General features: G+C 67.3%; 1 protein-coding gene. It reads left to right on the forward strand.

Annotation, left to right across the window (positions count from 1 at the left end; translation table 11 throughout):
* The first annotated feature begins 161 nt into the window (after positions 1-161).
* Positions 162-1076 (forward strand): LysR family transcriptional regulator, encoded by a 915-nt coding sequence (locus tag APY03_RS26140; RefSeq protein ID WP_068681474.1) that lies wholly within the window; start codon positions 162-164, stop codon positions 1074-1076.
* Positions 1077-1262: the final 186 nt, after the last annotated feature.

Raw genomic sequence — 1262 nt, forward strand, 5'->3', positions numbered from 1 at the left:
AGGCGCAGGGTGCGCGCGCGCATGGTCATCAGTTCTCCTCCAGATCGTGGGGTGATGGGTCTCAGCCGCCCTGTTGTTGCTCTGTGAAGGAATGTTGACAGTTTCCCTATGGGGCATAAACATCTCGAACGAGAAGAATCACTTTCGAGATTGGAAAGAATGTGGATCGACTGACCTGCATGGCCGTGTTCCGCAAGGTGGTGGAGCGCCACAGCTTCAGCGATGCGGCGGAGGAGCTCGCGATGTCGGCGGGCTCGGTGAGCAAGTACGTGGCGGCGCTGGAGACGCACGTAGGCACGCCGCTGCTCGCGCGCACCACGCGGCGCATCAGCCTCACCGAGGCCGGCCGCACCTACTACGCGAGTTGCATCCGCATCCTCGACGACATCGAGGAGGCCGAGAAGACCGCTGGCCGCCTGCATCCGACGCCGCGCGGGCTGCTGAAGGTGCGCGCGCCGGTCTCGCTGGGCTCGGCGCACCTGGGCCGCAGCATCGCGGACTTCCTTGCGCGCTTCCCCGAGGTCAAGCTGGAGCTGACGCTGAACGACTATTTCGTCGATCCGGCCGAGGCTGGCTTCGATGTCTCGATCCTGATTGCCGGCAAGGAGCGCGAGCCCATGCGTGGCGCGCGGCCCATCGGCCGCATGGCGCGGGCGATGGTGGCCTCACCCGCCTACCTGGCGCGCCATGGCGAGCCGGCCACGCCGCAAGAGCTCAAGCGCCACAACTGCATGGTCTACAACCGCGGCCAGCTGCCCGACGAATGGCACGTCACCGCGCCCGGCGGAGACCGCACCGTGCGGGTGACGGGCAATTGCCGCTGCAACAACAGCCTGGTGCTGCGCGAGTCGCTGCTGGAAGGCGCGGGCATCGGCCTCCTGCCGACCTTCCTGGTTGCGGACGACATCGCGGCCGGCAGCCTGCGCGCGGTGCTGCCCGAGTGGGCGCCCGAATCGCGCACCCTCTACGCGGTGTTTCCACAGCCGCGCCAGCCCTCGGCGAAGGTGCGCGAGTTCGTCGACTTTCTTGCGCACAGTTTTGCGGTGGACAGCCAGTGGAGGCTGGCGTTCGAGTGACCGCGTGCTGCTTGCTGCTTGCTGCTTGCTGCTTGCTGCTTGCTGCTTGCTGCGTGATGCTGCCTGCGTGCCGCGGAAGGCGGTCTGCGGCCCGGGCTCCTGCTGGGGCGGTCGGTCCGCAGACCACCTTCCGCGGAGGACATGTCGGGTTGATCTGAATACCGACCCCACGCCGCAGCGGTTGGG

Source organism: Variovorax sp. WDL1 (assembly GCF_001541225.1).
In the GTDB taxonomy this organism is placed as follows: Bacteria; Pseudomonadota; Gammaproteobacteria; order Burkholderiales; family Burkholderiaceae_C; genus Variovorax.